This window comes from Mesorhizobium sp. CNPSo 4671 (genome assembly GCF_057784245.1).
The window spans coordinates 185,936-205,582 of record NZ_JBWLUW010000011.1; the positions used below are offsets into that span (position 1 = coordinate 185,936).

12 protein-coding genes are annotated in these 19,647 nt (G+C 63.4%); 4 read left to right on the plus strand and 8 right to left on the minus strand.

Features of this window, described 5'->3' with window-relative positions; all coding sequences use genetic code 11:
* Positions 1-330 precede the first annotated feature (330 nt).
* Together gltB and AC04SF_RS27490 are read left to right on the plus strand one after the other, a co-directional pair.
* A complete protein-coding gene (gene gltB / locus AC04SF_RS27485; protein WP_488480328.1) occupies positions 331-5,076 on the plus strand; it encodes a glutamate synthase large subunit in 4,746 nt (1,581 codons plus the stop codon).
* A gap of 142 nt (positions 5,077-5,218) precedes the next feature.
* Complete coding sequence (locus AC04SF_RS27490) at positions 5,219-6,673, plus strand: glutamate synthase subunit beta (protein ID WP_488480329.1); 1,455 nt, start codon at positions 5,219-5,221, stop codon at positions 6,671-6,673.
* On the opposite strand, the gene AC04SF_RS27495 is transcribed toward AC04SF_RS27490, so the two are convergent.
* Both AC04SF_RS27495 and AC04SF_RS27500 read right to left on the minus strand, forming a co-directional pair.
* Positions 6,670-7,899 carry an SGNH/GDSL hydrolase family protein gene (locus AC04SF_RS27495; RefSeq protein ID WP_488480330.1) on the minus strand — a complete coding sequence of 410 codons (1,230 nt, stop codon included), beginning with the start codon at positions 7,897-7,899 and terminating at the stop codon, positions 6,670-6,672. The genes AC04SF_RS27490 and AC04SF_RS27495 overlap by 4 nt on opposite strands.
* 27 nt (positions 7,900-7,926) lie before the next feature.
* Positions 7,927-9,150 carry a lytic murein transglycosylase gene (locus AC04SF_RS27500; RefSeq protein WP_488480331.1) on the minus strand — a complete coding sequence of 408 codons (1,224 nt, stop codon included), beginning with the start codon at positions 9,148-9,150 and terminating at the stop codon, positions 7,927-7,929.
* A 212-nt stretch (positions 9,151-9,362) separates the two neighbouring features.
* Here AC04SF_RS27500 and galU point away from each other — a divergent pair, with 212 nt between their 5' ends.
* A complete protein-coding gene (gene galU / locus AC04SF_RS27505; protein WP_096449942.1) occupies positions 9,363-10,268 on the plus strand; it encodes a UTP--glucose-1-phosphate uridylyltransferase GalU in 906 nt (301 codons plus the stop codon).
* 156 nt (positions 10,269-10,424) lie between these two features.
* Here the strand turns inward: galU and AC04SF_RS27510 are convergent, their stop codons facing one another.
* Positions 10,425-12,224 (minus strand): outer membrane beta-barrel protein, encoded by a 1,800-nt coding sequence (locus AC04SF_RS27510; protein ID WP_488480332.1) that lies wholly within the window; start codon positions 12,222-12,224, stop codon positions 10,425-10,427.
* A gap of 207 nt (positions 12,225-12,431) precedes the next feature.
* Between AC04SF_RS27510 and AC04SF_RS27515 the strand changes: the two genes are divergently transcribed.
* Entirely contained in the window at positions 12,432-13,433 is a 1,002-nt protein-coding gene (locus tag AC04SF_RS27515) for a KpsF/GutQ family sugar-phosphate isomerase (RefSeq protein ID WP_488480333.1), read from the plus strand.
* Positions 13,434-13,620: 187 nt separating this feature from the next.
* Here AC04SF_RS27515 and AC04SF_RS27520 read toward each other — a convergent pair whose 3' ends face one another.
* The 5 genes from AC04SF_RS27520 to AC04SF_RS27540 all read right to left on the minus strand — a co-directional run bounded on the left by AC04SF_RS27520 (position 13,621) and on the right by AC04SF_RS27540 (position 19,623).
* Positions 13,621-14,085 (minus strand): NfeD family protein, encoded by a 465-nt coding sequence (locus AC04SF_RS27520; RefSeq protein WP_488480334.1) that lies wholly within the window; start codon positions 14,083-14,085, stop codon positions 13,621-13,623.
* Between the two features lie 23 nt (positions 14,086-14,108).
* Positions 14,109-15,059 carry an SPFH domain-containing protein gene (locus AC04SF_RS27525; protein ID WP_488480335.1) on the minus strand — a complete coding sequence of 317 codons (951 nt, stop codon included), beginning with the start codon at positions 15,057-15,059 and terminating at the stop codon, positions 14,109-14,111.
* A gap of 121 nt (positions 15,060-15,180) precedes the next feature.
* On the minus strand, positions 15,181-16,392 hold the full coding sequence (locus AC04SF_RS27530) for an NAD(P)/FAD-dependent oxidoreductase (protein ID WP_488480336.1): 1,212 nt from the start codon (positions 16,390-16,392) through the stop codon (positions 15,181-15,183).
* A gap of 54 nt (positions 16,393-16,446) precedes the next feature.
* A complete protein-coding gene (gene hemH / locus AC04SF_RS27535) occupies positions 16,447-17,511 on the minus strand; it encodes a ferrochelatase (RefSeq protein ID WP_488480337.1) in 1,065 nt (354 codons plus the stop codon).
* Positions 17,512-17,649: 138 nt separating this feature from the next.
* The gene (locus tag AC04SF_RS27540) at positions 17,650-19,623 is read right to left on the minus strand and encodes a 5'-nucleotidase C-terminal domain-containing protein (RefSeq protein WP_488480338.1); all 1,974 of its coding nucleotides are present in this window, start codon (positions 19,621-19,623) and stop codon (positions 17,650-17,652) included.
* Between the last annotated feature and the right edge of the window lie 24 nt (positions 19,624-19,647).

Sequence of the window (19,647 nt, forward strand, 5' to 3'; positions counted from 1 at the left end):
AGCTCAAGTTTTTTGTGAATCGGTCTTGTGTGCGTCGGGGAATTCTGCCATAAAAATTTAGGACAGTAGTGCTGTCTTATTTTGTCGCACAAAACAGGCTGGATTGGCGTAACATATTGGCCTCTCCGGCTGTTGCTGCGAGCGACAGGTGGACGGCCAGACTCTGGCCTGTACGATACCATACGCGAACCATGCGGAAAGCCGCCTGGTTCGGCAAGGATTTCGAAAAGACGTGCCGCAAGGATCAGGGTGAGCCAAGCGCTTGCCGAGGCAAATTAGCGACCGAAGAACTGGCCAGCGCCTGAAGGGCTGGGAATGGAGGACAGGACAATGACGGACATGACGCTCTCTGCGACGAACGGCCAGGCCGCGCAGACAAAAGCGGGTGCCGTCAAAAATATGTCGCGAACCGACACTGGCCGAACCGACATTGGCCAAACCGGTTTTGCCCCTCGGGGCCTCTACGATCCGCGCAACGAACATGACGCCTGCGGTGTCGGTTTCATCGTCAACATGAAGGGCGTGAAGTCGCATCAGATCGTCAAGGACGGCCTTGCCGTGCTTGAAAACCTGACGCATCGCGGCGCCGTGGGCGCCGACCCGCTGGTCGGTGACGGTGCCGGTGTGCTGGTGCAGCTTCCCGACCAGTTCTTCCGCGAGGAAATGGCGGCCCAGGGCATCGAACTGCCGCCGGCGGGCCAGTATGGCGTCGGACACTGGTTCATGCCGCAGGACGCGGCGCTGCGCGCCCATATCGAGGACATCATCGCCGAATCGGCGCAGTCCGAAGGGCTGCCGCTCATCGGCTTCCGCGACGTGCCCGTCGACAACTCGTCGCTGTCGAAGGCGCCCGATATCGTCGCGTCCGAGCCGTTCCACCGGCAGGTGTTCATCGGCCGCACCGCTGAAATTCCCGATGACGAGGAGTACGAAGCCCGGCTCTATCTGCTGCGCAAGGTCATTTCCGGCCGCATCTATGCCGAGAACGACAACAAGGATATCGGCGCCTATTGCGTGTCGCTGTCGGCGCGCACGATCGTCTACAAGGGCATGTTCCTGGCCTATCAGGTCGGTGCCTACTACAAGGATCTCAAGGATCCGCGCTTCGAGACCGCGCTGATCCTGGTGCATCAGCGCTTTTCGACCAACACCTTCCCATCGTGGAAGCTGGCGCACCCCTACCGCATGGTCGCGCACAATGGCGAGATCAACACGGTGCGCGGCAACAACAACTGGATGGCGGCGCGCCAGGCCTCGGTCGATTCCGAACTGTTCGGCAACAACATCTCGAAGCTGTGGCCGATCTCCTATGACGGCCAGTCGGACACGGCGTGCTTCGACAATGCGCTCGAATTCCTGTTCCAGGGCGGCTACAGCCTCAGCCACGCCATGATGATGCTGATCCCGGAAGCCTGGGCCGGCAACAAGCTCATGGATGCCGACCGCAAGGCTTTCTACGAATACCATGCGGCCCTTATGGAGCCGTGGGACGGGCCGGCCGCGGTTGCCTTCACCGATGGCCGCCAGATCGGCGCCACGCTCGACCGCAACGGACTGCGCCCGGCACGCTACATCGTCACCGACGATGACCGCGTCATCATGGCTTCCGAGGCCGGCGTGCTGCCGGTGCCGGAGGAGAGGATCGTCAAGAAGTGGCGGCTGCAGCCCGGCCGCATGCTCCTGATCGACCTTGCCAAGGGCCGCATCGTGCCCGACGAGGAGATCAAGTCGGAGATCGCCACCAGGCATCCCTACAAGACCTGGCTCGCCAACACGCAGCTCATCCTCGAAGATCTGAAGCCGGTTGAACCGCGCGCGCTGCGCAAGGATGTCAGCCTGCTCGATCGCCAGCAGGCGTTCGGCTATACCCAGGAAGACACCAAGCTGTTGATGTCGCCGATGGCGACCACCGGCCAGGAAGCCGTGGGTTCGATGGGCACCGACACGCCGATCTCGGCGATGTCGGACAAGTCGAAGCTGCTTTACACCTATTTCAAGCAGAACTTCGCCCAGGTCACCAACCCGCCGATCGACCCGATCCGCGAGGAGTTGGTGATGAGCCTGGTGTCCTTCATCGGGCCGCGGCCGAACATTTTCGACCTGGTCGGCAATTCGCGCCGCAAGCGGCTCGAAGTGCGCCAGCCGATCCTGACCAATGGCGATCTGGAGAAGATCCGTTCCATCGGCCACACCGAGGACCGCTTCGACACCAAGACGATCGACATCACCTACGGCTCGAATGAGGGCGCTGCGGGCATGCAGGGCGCCATCGACCGTCTGTGCGAGCGGGCCGAGGCGGCGGTCGCCGGCGGCTACAACATCATCATCCTGTCCGACCGCCAGCTTGGCCCGGACCGCATCGCCATTCCGGCGCTGCTGGCGACGGCGGCTGTCCATCATCATTTGATCCGCAAGGGGCTGCGCACCTCTGTCGGCCTCGTCGTGGAATCCGGCGAGCCGCGCGAAGTGCATCATTTCTGCTGCCTCGCCGGCTATGGCGCCGAGGCGATCAACCCCTATCTCGCCTTCGACACGCTCACCGACATGCACAAGCGTGGCGAGCTGCCGGAAGAGGTCGACGCCTACGAGGTGGTGTCGCGCTACATCAAGTCGATCGGCAAGGGCATCCTCAAGGTGATGTCCAAGATGGGCATCTCGACCTACCAGTCCTATTGCGGCGCGCAGATTTTCGACGCGATCGGGCTGAAGAGCGATTTCGTCGAGAAGTATTTCACCGGCACGGCGACGCTGATCGAAGGCGTCGGGCTGGATGAGGTCGCGGGCGAAACCGTCAGCCGACACACCGACGGTTTCGGCAACGATCCGGTGCTGCGCAACAATCTGGAGGTCGGCGGCGAGTATCTGTTCCGCATGCGCGGCGAGGCGCATATGTGGTCGCCCGACGCGGTCGCCACCTTGCAGCACGCCGTTCGCCAGGGCTCGTGGGAGACGTTCAAGGAATATTCCGCGCAGATCGACAGCGAGACGGCTCGCGCCCAGGCCATCCGTGGCCTGTTCAAGATCAGGCTGGCGGAGGAGACCGGGCGTAAGAAGGTCGCGCTCGACGACGTCATGTCGGCAGCCGATATCGTCAAGCGCTTCTCAACCGGCGCGATGTCGTTCGGCTCGATCTCGCGTGAGGCGCACACCACGCTGGCGCGCGCCATGAACCAGATCGGCGGCAAGTCGAACACCGGCGAGGGTGGCGAAGAGGCCGACCGCTATCTGCCGCTGCCCGGCGGCGGCAAGAACCCGGAGCGCTCGGCGATCAAGCAGGTCGCTTCGGGTCGCTTCGGTGTGACAGCGGAGTATCTGGTCAATTCCGATGTCATGCAGATCAAGGTCGCGCAGGGTGCCAAGCCCGGCGAGGGTGGCCAGTTGCCCGGCCATAAGGTCGACGCGACCATCGCCAAGGTGCGGCACTCGACGCCGGGCGTCGGCCTGATCTCGCCACCGCCGCATCACGACATCTATTCAATCGAGGATCTGGCGCAGCTGATCTACGATCTGAAGAACGTCAATCCGGCGGCCGACGTCTCGGTCAAGCTGGTGTCTGAAGTCGGTGTCGGCACGGTCGCGGCTGGCGTCGCCAAGGCGCGCGCCGACCACATCACCATTTCGGGTTATGATGGCGGCACCGGTGCCTCGCCGCTGACCTCGCTCAAGCATGCCGGTTCCCCGTGGGAAATGGGCCTTGCCGAGACGCACCAGACGCTGGTGCTGAACGGTCTGCGCTCACGCGTGGCCCTGCAGGTCGACGGCGGCTTGCGCACCGGGCGCGACGTCATCATCGGCGCGCTGCTCGGGGCCGACGAGTTCGGCTTCTCGACCGCACCGCTGATCGCGGCCGGCTGCATCATGATGCGCAAGTGCCATTTGAACACCTGTCCGGTTGGCGTCGCCACCCAGGATCCGGTGCTGCGCAAGCGCTTCAAGGGTACGCCCGAGCATGTCATCAACTTCTTCTTCTATGTGGCGGAAGAGGTCAGGGCGCTGCTGGCCGAGATGGGCTTCACCCATATCGACCAGATCATCGGCGACAGCGATCTTCTGGAAAAGCGCGAGGTGATCCAGCACTGGAAGGCGCGCGGTCTCGATTTCTCGAAGATGTTCTACAAGCCCGATGCGCCGCATGAAGCGGTGCATTGGACCGAACGCCAGAAGCATCCGATCGACGACGTACTCGACCGCAAGCTGATCGAACTTGCCAAGCCCGCACTGGAGGCCAAGCAGCCGGTCAAGATCGAGGTCGACATCCGCAATGTCGACCGTTCGACGGGCGCCATGCTGTCGGGCGAAGTCGCCAAGCGCTTCAAGCACAAGGGCCTGCGCGAGGACACAATCCAGGTGAAGCTCACCGGCACCGCCGGCCAGTCCTTCGGCGCTTTCCTGGCGCGCGGCGTCTCGTTCGAACTCGTCGGTGCCGGCAACGATTATGTCGGCAAGGGCCTGTCGGGTGGGCGCATCGTCATCCGGCCGCCGGAAGAGGCCAGGATCGTCGCGGCCGACTCCATCATCGTCGGCAATACGGTGCTCTATGGCGCAACCGAGGGCGAGGCCTATTTCGCCGGTGTCGCCGGCGAGCGCTTCGCGGTGCGCAATTCGGGCGTCGCCGCCGTCGTCGAAGGCGTCGGCGACCATGGCTGCGAATACATGACCGGCGGTGTCGTCGTCGTCATCGGCAAGACCGGCCGCAACTTCGCCGCCGGCATGTCGGGCGGCGTCGCCTATGTGCTGGACGAGGCGGGCGATTTCGCCGAGCGCTGCAACATGGCGATGGTCGAGCTGGAGCCGGTTCCGGAAGAAGACGACCTGATGGAGAGGCTGCTGCACCATGGCGGCGACCTCGACCACAAGGGCCGCGTCGACGTGTCGGGCGACATGACCAGCCATGACGAGGAACGGCTCTACCAGCTGATCTCGAACCACGTGCACTATACGGGTTCGGTGCGCGGCCGCGAGATCCTCGACGACTGGACGACGTTCCGGCCGAAATTCCGCAAGATCATGCCGGTCGAATACCGCCGTGCGCTGATCGAGATGGAACGCATGCGCATGGGCGTCGCGGCCGAATAGTTTTGTGAGAATCGCCGGGGAGCCCAGGCTTCCCGGCCCCCTTCATCGACAGTTTGACCTCCGGCGCAAGGTTGCCATGGCTGCCTCAAGAGGTTAACGGGTGCGGCGAAAACCGCACCATCTGGACAGCAGGAACTGGACTATGGGCAAGGTAACAGGCTTTCTCGAAATCGACCGGCAGGTGCACAAGTACCAGCCGGCCTCCGACCGCATCCGGCATTTCCGTGAATTCACACTGCCGATGTCGGACAAGGAGGTCGAGAAACAGGCCGCGCGCTGCATGGATTGCGGCATTCCGTTCTGTCACGGGCCGACAGGATGCCCGATCCACAACCAGATCCCCGACTGGAACGACCTCGTCTACAACAGGGACTGGGACAACGCGATCCGCAACCTGCATTCGACCAACAATTTCCCGGAGTTCACCGGCCGCATCTGCCCCGCGCCTTGCGAGGAAGCCTGCACGCTGAACCTCGAGGACATCCCGGTTGCCATCAAGACGGTGGAACAGGCGATCGCCGACAAGGCCTATGAAACCGGCCATATCCGGCCCTATCCGCCGGAGAAGAAGACCGGCAAGCGGGTCGCCATCATCGGCTCCGGCCCGGCCGGTATGGCGGCCGCCCAGCAGCTCGGCCGCGCCGGCCACGACGTCCATGTCTACGAGCGCGAAAGCCGCCCGGGCGGGCTGATGCGCTACGGCATTCCCGACTTCAAGATCGAGAAGCACTATATCGACCGGCGCATCGAACAGATGCAGGGCGAGGGCGTGACCTTCCACTGCGGCGTTAATGTAGGTGTCGACAAGCCCGTTGCCGAACTGCTCGCCGAACATGATGCCGTGCTCTATTGCGGCGGCTCGGAAACACCGCGCGCGGCCAACATTCCGGGCGACGATCTCGGTGGCGTGCATGACGCCATGCCTTATCTGGTGCAGCAGAACCGCCGCGTCGGCGGCGAGCCGATCCAGTCGGTGGCGTGGCCGTCGCATCCGATCATCGCCGGCGGGCAGCATGTCGTCGTCGTCGGCGGCGGCGATACCGCGTCCGACTGCGTCGGCACCGCCTTCCGCCAGGGCGCGGTGCGCGTCACCCAGCTCGACATCCGCCCGCAGCCGCCCGAGAAGGAAGACAAGCTTGCCGTCTGGCCCTATTGGGCGACCAAGATGCGCACCTCGTCCTCGCAGGCCGAAGGCGCCGAGCGTGAATTCCAGGTGGCGACGCTCGAATTCATCGGCGAGGATGGCCAGCTGACCGGCGTCAAGTGCTGCGAGGTCGACGAGAAGCGCAAGCCGATCGCCGGCACCGAATTCGTCATCCGCGCCGATCTCGCCTTCATCGCCATCGGCTTTGCCGGACCGGCGGCGGTGGGCGTGGCGAAGGAACTCGAGGGTGAGATGAAAATCACCACCGACAGCCGCCGCTCCCGGAATGTAGAGGCCAATGACCACGACTACAAGACCAGCGTCGACCGGCTCTATGCGGCGGGCGATGTGCGCCGTGGCCAGTCGCTGGTCGTCTGGGCGATCCGCGAAGGCCGCCAGGCGGCACGCTCGATCGACGAGGCGCTAATGGGGTCGTCGGTATTGCCGCGTTAAGGGGTGATCGCCGTCGTCGTGTCGGCGGCCGCGGCTGTCGCCGGCGGCTCGGCCTTCGGTGGCCAGGAGAAATCGTCGGCGCGTCCGGGTGACGCTTCCGGTGCCTTGCCCTCGATCACCAGTTTTTCCCCAGGGAGAGCCGGATTGGCTTTTGCCGGCGGGGCGGCGCCGAGCAGTTCGGTGCCGCCGTCGAGCGCCGGGTCGCTGAGCAGCATGGGCGCGGTACGGTCGATGACAATGGGTGCGGCGGCCGGCGCAGGCGCCTCGACGGGGGCACCGGCGGGTGCGGTGGCCGGAGCCACGCTGCCGGGTGCGGCCAGGCCCAGGATCTTGGCCAGCGGCTTTTCGGTGTAGAAGGCAAGCTTGCGCTTGCCGGCCTTGGAGACATTGATGCCGTCATCGGCGCGCAGCCGCACCGGCTGGCCGTTCATGTCGGGGCCGGTGGTGATGAAAGCGCCGTTCTCGTCGACGAAGCCGTCCCAGACATCGACGAATTCGCCGCCATGGCTTTCGGCGGCCTTGTGGTAGATGTCGTTGAAGGCCAGCATGTCGGACGTCATCTTCGGCACCCGGAAGGCCGGCATGCCGACCCACAGGAACGGCACCTTGGCGTCGGCGATGGCCTTGCCGAGTTCGTCGGTGCGGCGCTCATATTCCTTGGTCCAGTTCTCCGACCGGGGCTGCTCGCGCACATCCCCCACTTTCATCTGCTGGCGATCGTTGGAGCCCAGCATGACGACGACCGCGGCCGGTTTCTCGGTCTCGATCAGCGTTTTGATCTGTTCTGGCCAGTTGTAGAAATCGTCACGCACAAAGCCGGACGAGCCATTGCTGCGCACGACGATCCTAACGGCTGGGTTGTCGGCAAAGGCGGTGTCCAGGCCTTCGGCGAGACCGGACGCCATGAAGTCGCCGACCACCAGGACAGTACGGGCGTCTGGCGCCTTCTCAGCTATCGGCACTTGTGGTTCGACCGGCGCACGTGGCACTCGGGGTTTGCGAGGCTTCGGCTTTGCCTTCTGAACGTCGAGCGGCGGCTCGACGCGTTCGCTGCGACGCGGGAATAGAAGATCGCGCAACGACCAGCCACGATTTTGCTGCGGCTGCTCCTGCGCCATGGCTGGCACATGTAAGGTGCCCGCCACGGCAATAGCGAGCACGGCGATGGCCAGGACAAGCACCGGCATGCGACGAACGAGCGTCCCAATGCGCCTAGCCCAGACCAAACATTCCTCCCTAGTCCGTAACAGGCTCTATTTTTGTCTGAGCCATTTGAGCACTTCCATGCTCGGATAGCCGTCCTGGGTCAAGCCGACCTTCGCCTGATAGGTCATGATGGCGGTCTTCGTGCCGTCACCGATCTTGCCGTCGAACTTGCCGTCATATAGCCCGTGTTGCGAAAGCCGCTTCTGCAACTCTTGCCTTTCCTCGAAGGAGAGCTTGGTGAAGGGCCGCTTCCAGTCCTGAACCAGACCGTTGCCACCGGCGATCTCGTCGGCAAGAAGGCCAACGGCCAGGGCATACTTGTCGGCATTGTTGTAGGCCTTGATGACCGAAAAATTCCGGATCATCAGGAAGGCCGGCCCGCCACGGCCGTCCGGCACTTTCAGCGTCGCCTTGTCGGTGAGGGTCTTGAACGGCTTGCCGCTGGCCCTGACGACGCCGAGTGCCTGCCATTGTGCCAGCGTCTTCGATCCGGCGGGCAGTTTGCCGGCGGGCAGCGTGACCTCGTAGCCCCAGGTCTTGCCGGCCTGCCAGCCATTCTTCTTCAGCAGATTGGCTGATGTCGCCAGCGCGTCGGGGATGGAATTCCAGATGTCGCGCTTGCCATTGCCGTCCATGTCGACGGCATAATGCTGGTAGCTGGTGGGGATGAACTGGGTCTGGCCCATGGCGCCGGCCCAGGAGCCCATCAGGTGGCTTTCATCAATGTCGCCGGTCTGCAGGATTTTTAGGCCCGCGACCAGCTGGGTGCGGGCGTATTTCGATCGCTTCGGATCGCCATAGCCTAGAGTCGCCAGCGAACGAATGACGTTGCGCATGATGTCGTCGCGCTTGAGGATCTCGCCATAATTCGATTCCATCGACCAGATGGCCAAGAGAATGTAGCGGTCGACGCCGAACCGCGCCTCGATCCTGTCCAGCCACGGCTTCCACTTTTTCGCCATCTGCTGCCCGACGGCAACCGACTGGTCATGGACGCGGTTGTCGAAATAATCCCAGGCCGGCGCGGTGAATTCGGGCTGCGTGCGGGCCTTTTCCAGCACCACCGGATCGGGCTCCTTGATGTCCCTGAAAGCCTGGTCGTAGACAGCGCCGGAAACGCCGCCCGCGACGGCGGTGGCGCGGAAGCCGGCGACCCATTGCCGGAAACCGGCGTCGGCGAAGGCTGGTCCGGCGGGCATCAGCAGAGCGAGCGAGAGGCTGGCGGCCGTCATGACGCTGGTGAAACGTTTTGCGGCATTGCGAACGGACATGTTTTCCTCCTTCTCTGTCTCAGGAAAGACCATTCATCGCCGAACCGGGTTAGGAATTAGTTTACCATAGGTGCCGCCTGGAACGAAAAGACACCCTCGATGCTTTAACCGGTGGAAGTTTCCCTCGCCCGCCCCAGTAATCTTCAATTCCGGCGTGAAAATGTCGCGAGACGGGGATTGCGGAGCCGGCCAGCAAACGGATAATTGAAAGCATGAAGAGAGTTCGCAAAGCAGTTTTCCCGGTCGCCGGTCTCGGCACGCGGTTCCTCCCGGCCACCAAGGCTGTTCCCAAGGAAATGCTGACCGTCGTCGACCGGCCGGTCATCCAATACGTGGTGGATGAGGCGCGCGAAGCCGGCATTGAGCATTTCATTTTCGTGACCGGCCGCAACAAGGCGGTCATCGAGGATCATTTCGATATCCAGTTCGAGCTCTATGACACGCTGGCACAGCGCGGTAAGGACGAGCAGCTTGCCCGCCTGCAGCGGCTGCAGCCGGCGCCGGGGCAGACCAGCTTCACCCGCCAGCAGGTGCCGATGGGGCTTGGCCATGCCGTCTGGTGCGCGCGCGAACTGGTCGGCGACGAGCCGTTCGCGCTGCTGCTGCCCGATATGATCATGCAGTCGGAAAAGAGCTGCATGAAGTCGATGGTCGAGCTCTACGAGGAAACCGGCAACAACATCATTGCCGTGCAGGAATGCGACCCGGCGGAGACCCACAAATACGGCATTGTCGGCCGCGGCGAGGATACGCATCACGGCTTCCGCATCACCGAGATGGTGGAGAAACCGAAAACCGGCACGGCGCCCTCCAACCTCTACATCAACGGCCGCTACATCCTGCAGCCCGAGATCTTCAAGATCCTCGAAGGCCAGGAAAAGGGCGCCGGCAATGAGATCCAGCTCACCGACGCGATGCTGAAGCTGGAAAAGCAGCAGGCCTTCTACGGCTACCACTATCAGGGCCGCACCTTCGACTGCGGTTCGCCCGAAGGTTTTGTCGAGGCCAATGTCGCCTTCGCGCTGTGGCGCAGCGACATGAACGAGAACATGGCCGGGGTGATCCGCACGCTTCTCGACGAGATGAAGCCGTCGGAGCGCCGCGGGGCGGCATTCTAGGGTACGCCGATATTCAGGTGAGGCCGGCCTGCGAATGGCGGTGTTCTGTGCTTCCGGTGCTCACGTACGAAAAGTACGCTCCGCTCCGGTTCTCGAACACCACCATTCTCGGCTCGGCCTGACCTGAATCTCGACATACCCTTGGCGCGTATGCGCTCAGCGCTGCACTTTGATGCCGAGATAAATGCTGTTGGCGGTGTATTCGCGGCCGGGCAGGTTGCTTGTCAGCTTTTCGGTCCTCACCCTTGTGGTGAGACCGGCATAGCGGTTCAGCCACCAGGTCAGTCCGGTTTCGGCGCTCAAGATCTGGTCATGGCCATCGATGCCGACATAGTGGCGCCAGTCGAGGCCCAGGGCCGCATTCGCGGTGAGATTGGCACGGATCTGGCGTTCACCGGTCAGGCGGCCGGAATAGAGGATATCGCCGCTTTCCCCCGATGTGGTCGTGGTCTCGACGGTGGTCTTGCCGGTCAGGCCGATCGTGGTGCCGCGTTCCGGCGACCATTTGAGGTCGGCGTTGACGGTGGCGCCCGAAATCGCCTCCAGACTTTTGTCATCGATCGCTTCCCGCAGCCAGCCGGCCGAGAATTCACCCGACAGCTTCTCACCCATGTCGAGTTGCAGGCCGGCGCGGGCGCCAAGCCGCGTCGAGGACCGCTCGAAGCCTTCATTGTCGATGCGCTGATCATAGGCCCGGCGGCCGACCTCGATTTCGGTGAACGGGGTGAGGGCCGGCGAGATTTCGTAACCGGTGCGCAATGTCGCTGTGTAAAGTGTGTTGTCCTGATCCTTCTGCGACAGCGTGGTGCCGTCCGAAAGCTCGGCGTCGCCATAGAAGTCGTGCGAGACCGCGCCGGTCAGCGTGTACTGCATCTTGCCGATGTGCTTTTCGACGCCAAGGCTGCCGTCGATCGTCTGCCGCAGCGGCTGCGTGCTGACGCCGGCAATGGCGTTGGGGGAGGACGCCGTTTCAGGTACCGCTTCATAGCCGAGCTTGGCGATGGCGCGCAGTTCGTTGTCGAGGTCGACATTGAGCTGGCCCTCGATCCGGCCTTGCGCATCGTGAACACGGTAGCCCGACACGGTCTCACGGAACAGGCCGTAGCCATCGATGGTGGCGGAGTTTTCGCGCCAGTCGGAAACGGCGGTAAAGCGCAATGCCGTCTCCGACAGCAGCGCCGACGTGCCGGCACTGCTGGAATCGCCGTTCGTCGTGGCGGTCAGCCCTTGTTCGATCGACGGCCGGATGACGAAGGAGCCCCATTTGACGCCGGTGGCGGCGAACGGATCGTCCTCGGCCTTCTTGTTCTGGCCTTCGATGGCGGCGGTGCGCTCGGCACCGGGGTCGAGTTTCTGCCTGTCGGCGCTATCGACGGTGAGGGCACGGCGGTTGGCCGTCTCCTCATCCGTGTCGGTCGTACCGGCAGCGTCCGTCGTGGAGGCAGTCGTTGAAGCGGTGGTGTCGGTGGTTGCAGCCGTCGATTTTTTCTTCTTTTTCGACTTGCCGGCCGCCTTGGCGTCCGCCTTGGTCTTGTCCTGATGCGTCGCGTTCTGCCCGGCGCTCGTTGGACGACGGCGAGGCTTGGGCGGCGTCGGAGTGTCGGTGGACGCGTCGTCGGTCGCCTGCGGTGGATCGAAAATGCTGCCGGTGGCGGCATCCGTGCCCGTGTCGTCGGGGACGGCGCCGGCGCTGGCCGGCAAATAGGTGCGCGGCGGCGTATCGTCCTGCGCGGCATTGGCCGGTGGCTGCTGGCCCTGGGCGGCAAGGGCGAGCTGCCTTGCCTTGCGCTGCTGGTCGGAGAGGATCGCCGATTCGGAAACCTCGCCGCGCAGCTCGGTTTCCTGGGCATGAAGCTGCCCCGGGCGGAGCAAGGCAAGCATGCTGGTCGCCAGCAGCAAGGCGCATACCGCCTTGCCCCGTCGTCCTCCTGATTTTTCTAGCTGGGCCCCGGACATCGCCACCACTGCTTGCGCGGCGCTGTGCGCGCCATACTTACCGAACCGTAAATGGGGATGGTTAACGGAGGGTTGAGGCTGCGATCGTTCGTCCGGTTAAGTGCCGCTGTTTGCGGGATCGTTTGGCCTGCCCAAGGCCTCCGCCGTCAGGGCATCAGTGCCATTTCTGTTGGACAGTCGGGCGGCAAAGCGCTAATCGCATCATCCATGCATGCGAGACCCCTCGACAAGAAGCCCCTGGACAGGCAAGCGTCGATTGATTCGGCACTGAGAACGGTGGCAACCGAGCAGGCCGGGATCGCCGCCCTGGCCGAAGCGCTCGAGAACGGACTGGCCGCGCCCTTCGCGCAGGCCGTCGACATGATCTCGAAGATCGAAGGCCGGCTGATCGTCACCGGCGTCGGCAAAAGCGGCCATATCGGTTCGAAGATCGCGGCGACGCTGGCCTCGACCGGCACACCGGCTTTCTTCGTTCATCCCGTCGAGGCCAATCACGGCGATCTCGGCATGATCGCCAAGGACGATGCCATCATCGCCATGTCGTGGTCGGGCGAAAGCCTCGAGCTCAAGGGCATTATCGCCTATTCCAGGCGCTTCTCCATTCCGCTTATCGCTATAACCGCTGGGGAGACATCGGCGCTGGCGCGTGCGGCCGACGTCGTGCTGCTCTTGCCGCGCACCCCGGAGGCCTGCCCGCACGGCCTGGCGCCGACGACATCGACGCTGCTGCAACTGGTCATCGGCGATGCGCTGGCGATCGCGCTGCTCGAGGCGCGCGGCTTCACGCCGGACCATTTCCGCACCTTCCATCCCGGCGGCCAGCTCGGCGCCAACCTGACGCTGGTCTCCGAGATCATGCGGGTCGGCGACCAGATTCCGCTGGCGCTTCTTGGCACCAAGATGCCGGAAGCGGTGATGACGCTGTCGCAGAAGAAGGTCGGCTGCGTCCTGATCGTCGACGCGAATGGCGAATTGGCCGGGATCATCACCGACGGCGATGTCGCGCGCAACCTGCACCGCCACCTGGCCGACGTCATCGTCGATGAGGTCATGACCCGCACGCCCAAGACGGTCGACCCGCAGACGCTTGCCGGCACGGCGATCGCGCTGCTCAACGAGTACAATATTGGCGCGCTGGTGGTGACCAAGAACAACATGCCGCTCGGCGTGGTGCATTTCCACGACCTGCTGCGCATCGGCGCAGCGTAGGTGTGCTGATATTCAGGTGAGGCCGGCCTGCAAATGGCTGATACCTGAGCTCAGTTCTACTGCGTCGCAGTAGAACTGAGCTCAGGTACGAAAAGTACGCTCCGCTCCGGTTCTCGAAACCCAGCGTTTCGACTCGGCCTGACCTGAATCTCAATACACCTTGTGCGTCGGTGCCGGGTCTGAAAACTCAGACCCGTTCCACCGTCAGTTCCAGATCGGTATCGGCGGCACTCGTCACGCGCACCTTCGTGCCGGCCGGCAGGTCGGGGCCGGAGACGCGCCATAGCGTGTCGCCGAGCTTGATGCGGCCGCGGCCGTTGGCGATCGGTTCGGCGAGTGTCGCCATGCGGCCGACCATCTGCGCGCCGCGCCGGTTGAGCAGCGGCTGGTCGGTCGGATCATTTCGACCGCCGACCAGTTTTTTGCCGACATAGGCCGAGACCAGCGACAGCGCCAGGAAAGCGAGGACCTGGACCTGCCAAGTCCAGAATGCCGCGTCCCAGATCAGCAGCGACACCGCGCCGATGATCAGCGCGGCGATGCCGATCCACAGCATGAAGATGCCAGGCGCGATGATTTCCATCACCAGCAGGACGAAGCCCAGAACCATCCAGCTCCACGGGCCGAGTTCGGAAATGACACGATCGATCATGGTGTTCTCCTGTGTTGGAGACTTTAATTATCGGTTGGACGCACGACTGGCGGGCGGGCGGCCTGCCTCTGCGAACCGGTCGTGCCTTCGCTGCGGAAGACTTCCTTGGCGATCTCGCCGATGCCGCCGAGCGAGCCGATCAGCGACGACGCCTCGAAGGGCATCAGCACGATCTTGCTGTTGGTGGCGGTGCCGATCTTGCCCAACGCCTCGGTGTATTTCTGGGCGACGAAGTAGTTCAGTGCCTGCACGTCGCCCTTGGAAATCGCTTCCGACACCACCTGGGTGGCGCGGGCCTCGGCCTCGGCGGAGCGCTCGCGCGCCTCGGCGTCGCGGAAGGCGGCTTCCTTACGGCCTTCAGCCTCGAGGATCTGCGACTGCTTGAGGCCTTCGGCGGCCAGGATCTGCGCACGCTTGTTGCGCTCGGCGGTCATCTGGCGACCCATCGATTCGATGAGGTTGGCCGGCGGGTTGATGTCCTTGATCTCGACGCGGGTGATCTTGATGCCCCACGGATGCGCCGCCTCGTCGACGACGCGCAGCAGGCGCTCGTTGATGGCGTCGCGGTTGGACAACAGCTCATCGAGGTCCATCGAACCCATGACGGTACGGATGTTGGTCATGGTCAGGTTGAGGATGGCGTTCTGCAGGCCGGCAACTTGATAGGCCGCCTGTGCCGCATTGAGGATCTGGTAGAAGGCGATGCCATCGACACCGACGATGGCGTTGTCGCGGGTGATGATCTCCTGGCTCGGAACGTCGAGCACCTGCTCCATCATGTTCATCTTGGCGCCGATGCGGTCGACGAAGGGCGTAATGATGTTGAGGCCGGGGCTCAGTGTCCTTGTGTAACGACCAAAGCGTTCGACGGTATAGTTGTAGCCTTGCGGAACTGTCTTGATGCCTTTGAAAAGCACCAGAACGACAAGCGCGACAAGAACAATGACCGCAATATCGAAACCACTGAAATCCATTTGGCTCTCCCTCAGAAGCAGGCCGCGAGAGCCATTCCCGCGCAGCCGACTTCACCAAAGACTTAAGTGTGTTTCAGATGCGTTACAATCAGGTGATGAAGGATTGTTTGCAGGCCTGCACTCACCGGTTGAAGGCGAACAGCTCTGCATCCGTGTCGGCTAGCCCCTTGATCGAAGCCGAAATAATTTCGGAAGCGATGCGCGAGAAGGTGATGCCATTACCGCCGTAACCCATGACTGCATGGATGCGTGGGTGCCTGGGAATGGCGCCGATATAGGGCAAGCCGGTGGACGTGGTGCCGAAGGAACCGGTCCAGGCGAACTCAGGCTTGACGTCGAGATGCGGGAACAACCGGCCGAGTTTTTCGGCAATACGGGCACTCTTGTCGGCGATCAGTTCGTCGCGCCTTGTCTCGTCGACAAAATCCTCGTCCTCGCCGCCGCAGATGACGCGGCCGTCGGCCGTCGCGCGCATGTAAAGGTAGGGGTCTGACGCCTCCCAGATAAACGCAGCACCCGGCCAGAGTTTTCGCGGTTGCGGGCGTGTCGCGATCGCCCAGGTCGAGATGATCCGGTGGGCTGCGGCCGGCACGATGTCGACCAGTTCATAGCCGGTGGCCAGGACAACATGCTGTGCCGTGATGGTGGGGCCGTCTTTCGTGGCGACGACCACCTCGTTGGCACTGTCCTCGATCGCTGTCGCCTCGACGGGGGTGTGGAAGCGGGCCTTGCGCTCGAGCGCCTTGAGCAACAACCCGGCTGTCAGCTTGCGCGGGTCGAGCGCGATGTTGCCGTGGCTGAGGATGGCGCCGCCGCGGTCGATGCCGTATCGCTCGGCCAGTGGGGCCGGTGTGAGATAGGTCGCTTTGATGCCAGCTTGCCGTCGCGCGTCGGCTTCCTCCCGCAGTTCCGAAGGACGCAGCACCGTGCCTGCCAGATAGAGTGACTGGGTGCGATTTGGACCGCAGTTGATGCCAAGTTCTGCGATACGGCCGGCCAGGTTGGAAACGGCGAGCCGCGAGCGGCGCCAGGCCTGCTGTGCCTTGGGCTCGCCGATCATCTTTGAGAGCGTTGAAAGCGGCTGGTCGATTTCGAATTGCACCAGCGCCGTGGTCGCGGCGGTCGAGCCTTTCAGCGGCCCGCGCCGGTCGATGCAGAGCACGGCATGACCGTCCGCCGTCAGCGCCTCGGCCATCATGGCGCCGCTGATGCCCATGCCGATGATGAGTACATCGGTCTTGACGTCCCGGCTTAGGCTGTCAGTCGGCACGGCTGGCGCCCGATAGGCGGACCAGACGGGCCGGCCGGTTCTGAGGTCGAGTTTGCGGGGCATGGAATTCTCCGGAAGGCGCGCCTCAACGCCCCGGAGTGGCCGTTGTTCCGGGTGTTAGACCCAGCCGGACAATTCGCGACGCACCATGGCCTCGATCACCGCCATGCCCTCGGCGCTGTCGTTCAGGCAAGGGATATGGGCGAAATTCTTGCCGCCGGCGTGATGAAAAGTCTCGGCCGCCTCACGGCCGATCTCGTCCAGCGTCTCGATGCAGTCGACGGAAAAGCCCGGATTGACGATGGCGATCGACTTCACGCCGTCCTTGCCGAGTTTCTCCACGGTCTTGTCGGTGTAGGGCTGCAGCCATTCCTGCGCGCCGAAGCGCGACTGGAAGGTGGTGATCAGCTTCTTCTCGTCCCAGCCGAGCCTGTCGCGCAACAGCCGCGTCGTCTTGAGGCAGTGGCAATGGTAGGGGTCACCCTTTTCGAAATAGGGCCTCGGGATGCCGTGGTATGAGGCGATGACAACTTCTGGCTCGAAATCGAGTGTCGTCAGATGCTGTTCGATCGAACGCGCCAGCGCCTCGATGTAGACGGGCTCGTCATAGTAAGGCGGCACACTGCGGATGGCCGGTGCACGGCGCATCTTCATCAGGGCACGAAACAGCTGGTCGTTGGCGGTCGCGGTGGTGGTCGCCGAATACTGGGGATAGAGCGGGAACGAAAGAATGCGGTCGCAGCCTTGCGCGACCAGGCTTTCGGCGACGCTCGCGGTCGAAGGATTGCCGTAGCGCATCGCCCAGTCGACGACGACATCGGGCAAGTCGCGCAACGCCTCGGCGAGCTTTTCGCTCTGCGCTCGGGTGTAGGTGCGCAGCGGCGACTCGTTCTTCTCCGGGTTCCAGATCCGGGCGTAGTTGGCGCCCGACTTCTTCGGCCGGGTGGTGAGCACGAGGCCATAGAGGATCGGATACCAGATCGCCCTGTTGAGTTCGATGACACGTGGGTCGGACAGAAATTCCCTGAGATACCGCCACATCGGCTTGAAATCGGTGCCGTCAGGCGTGCCGAGATTGACCAGCATGACGCCGATCTTGCCGGTCTTGACCGGCGGATGCCCGGCCGGCTGTGGGCCGAGGGCCTTCGCGGCTTTGGGATCGACAGGAGTGGAAAGCGTCATAAGGATTCTCCGGACACGGCGCGAAACTAGCGATGGCGCGCCGGTTTTCAATGCAGCGTCTGGCCGCACCTTAGCCTGAAAACGCAAAACCCGCCCGGTTTCCCGGACGGGCTTGGCGTCGGAACAGGCGAAGTGACTTTACTTCGCCGGGATGGTCAGCGTCGCGCCGGGCATCAGCCGATGCGGCCGTTGACCCTTGTTGGCTTCATAGATGAGTTTCCACTTGGTCGCGTCGCCATAAGCCTTCTTGGCCAGGTCCCAGTAGGTGTCACCGGTGACGATGACATGGCTGCCCGTGGCGGGTGCTGCTTCGGCGGGCTTTGCCGGTTCTGCAGGCTTCGCGGGTTCGACTGGTGCAGGTGCTGCTTCAGCGGGCTTTGCCGGTTCAGCCGGTTTGGCTGCCTCGGCCGGTGCGGGCGCCGGGGTTGCCGGCGCTGCCTCGGCCGGCTTTGCCGGCTCGGCCGGTTTGGCGGGCTCGGCGGCTGGGGCCGCCGCGACAGTCGCGGCGATCTCGGTGATGCGACCGTCAAGCTTCGGCGTGTAGGGCCGGTGGGCGCCGAGATAGTCGGCGACGACCTGCTCGAGGCCGGGGCCGTAGTCGTAAGCGTTCTTGGCCTTTTCGGCGAAGACCTTGTAGCCGTCGCCGCCCTGGCGCACATAATTGTTGGTGGCGACGAGATAGTCCTTGTCGGGCTTGATCGGCGTCCAGGCGCCATTCTCCATCACCTCCACCGACTTGACGCGGCCGGCATTGGGCGCGACCGACTTGTCGAAAGAATATTTGAGGCCCGCCACCTGCGGGAAGCGGCCGGCGCCGTCCTCGATCTGGTTGAGGCCGCCTTCGAGACCGGCGACCAGGTCCTTGCCGGAAATCTGGAAGGTTGCCAGCGTGTTCTGGAACGGCAGCACGGTCAGCACCTCGCCCATGGTGACGGTGCCCTTGTCGATCGAGGCGCGCAGGCCGCCGCCATTGGAGATGACGATCTCGACGCCCTGTCCCTTGACGCGGTCGAGTATGGCGTCGGAGACGAGATTGCCCATCGCGCATTCCCTGGCGCGGCAATTCTCGCGGCTGCCGTCGATCACATCGGTGGTCTCGGCCACTTCCTTGTTCTTCAGGGCCTCGATCGGCGCGCCGAGTTCCTTGATGCGGGCGAGCACGGCGGGATCGGGCGTGATCGACTTGTCGAGGTAGATCGGGTCGCCGCTCGCCGATTTGACGGCGCCATTGTCGTCGAACACCACCTTGAACTCGCCGAGATATTTCGAATAGGACGCCGCCTGCACCACCGGCACCTTGTAGCCGTCCGGGTTGTCGACCATCGTCGGATAGGGGCCTGCCGCCTTCGGATCGGTGTTCGACAAGAGCGTGTGGCTGTGGCCTCCGACAACGACGTCGATGCCGGGGATCTTGGCGATGATATCGCGCTCCCTGTTATAGCCGATATGGGTCACGGCGATGATCTTGTTGACGCCTTGCGCCTTGAGCTTCTCGACTTCCGCGGTGATCGACTTGACGTCGTCGGCGATCGCGATGTTGGGGCCGGGGGAGGCGAGTTCGGGCGTGTCGTTGGTGACGGCGCCGACAATGCCGATCTTCTGGCCGCCGACTTCGACGACGATCGACGGCTTGATCTTGCCGGCTGCGCCGGACTTGTCGTTGGGCACGACATTGGCACTGACGATCGGGAACTTCGCCTTGTCGAGGTAAGGCACCAGCGCGCTCTCGCCGTCGTCGAACTCGTGGTTGCCGAGCGTCACCGCGTCGGGTTTGATCTGATTGAGGAATTCCTCTTCCACGGCGCCCTTGTAGGTGGTGTAGAACAGCGATCCCTGGAAGCTGTCGCCTGCATTGAGCAACAGCACATTCTGCCCTTCGAGCTTCTTGCGTTCCTGGGCGATCGCCGTGATCAACCGGCCGGCGCCGCCAATGCATTCGCCCTTGGTCTCCTCGTCGGCCGAACAGGTCGACTCGTATTTGTTGTTGCCTTCGATGCGGCTGTGCCAATCGTTGAAATGCAGAATGTTCAATGTGTAGTCGGCAAAAGATGCGCCGGCCGACAGGCCAAGCGTCGATACGGAGAGGGCGGCAATGGCGGCAAGCTTCTTCATCTTCGTCTCCCGGTAGGCTGATCA

What these genes read in the sequence shown, in the direction of transcription:
- AC04SF_RS27500 (WP_488480331.1), bottom strand. Translation starts at nt 9,150, where the DNA reads ATGTCCGTTCGCAATGCCGCAAAACGTTTCACCAGCGTCATGACGGCC.
- AC04SF_RS27540 (WP_488480338.1), bottom strand. Translation starts at nt 19,623, where the DNA reads ATGAAGAAGCTTGCCGCCATTGCCGCCCTCTCCGTATCGACGCTTGGC.
- hemH (WP_488480337.1), bottom strand. Translation starts at nt 17,511, where the DNA reads ATGACGCTTTCCACTCCTGTCGATCCCAAAGCCGCGAAGGCCCTCGGC.
- galU (WP_096449942.1), top strand. Translation starts at nt 9,363, where the DNA reads ATGAAGAGAGTTCGCAAAGCAGTTTTCCCGGTCGCCGGTCTCGGCACG.
- AC04SF_RS27510 (WP_488480332.1), bottom strand. Translation starts at nt 12,224, where the DNA reads ATGTCCGGGGCCCAGCTAGAAAAATCAGGAGGACGACGGGGCAAGGCG.
- AC04SF_RS27525 (WP_488480335.1), bottom strand. Translation starts at nt 15,059, where the DNA reads ATGGATTTCAGTGGTTTCGATATTGCGGTCATTGTTCTTGTCGCGCTT.
- AC04SF_RS27515 (WP_488480333.1), top strand. Translation starts at nt 12,432, where the DNA reads ATGCATGCGAGACCCCTCGACAAGAAGCCCCTGGACAGGCAAGCGTCG.
- AC04SF_RS27490 (WP_488480329.1), top strand. Translation starts at nt 5,219, where the DNA reads ATGGGCAAGGTAACAGGCTTTCTCGAAATCGACCGGCAGGTGCACAAG.
- AC04SF_RS27520 (WP_488480334.1), bottom strand. Translation starts at nt 14,085, where the DNA reads ATGATCGATCGTGTCATTTCCGAACTCGGCCCGTGGAGCTGGATGGTT.
- gltB (WP_488480328.1), top strand. Translation starts at nt 331, where the DNA reads ATGACGGACATGACGCTCTCTGCGACGAACGGCCAGGCCGCGCAGACA.
- AC04SF_RS27530 (WP_488480336.1), bottom strand. Translation starts at nt 16,392, where the DNA reads ATGCCCCGCAAACTCGACCTCAGAACCGGCCGGCCCGTCTGGTCCGCC.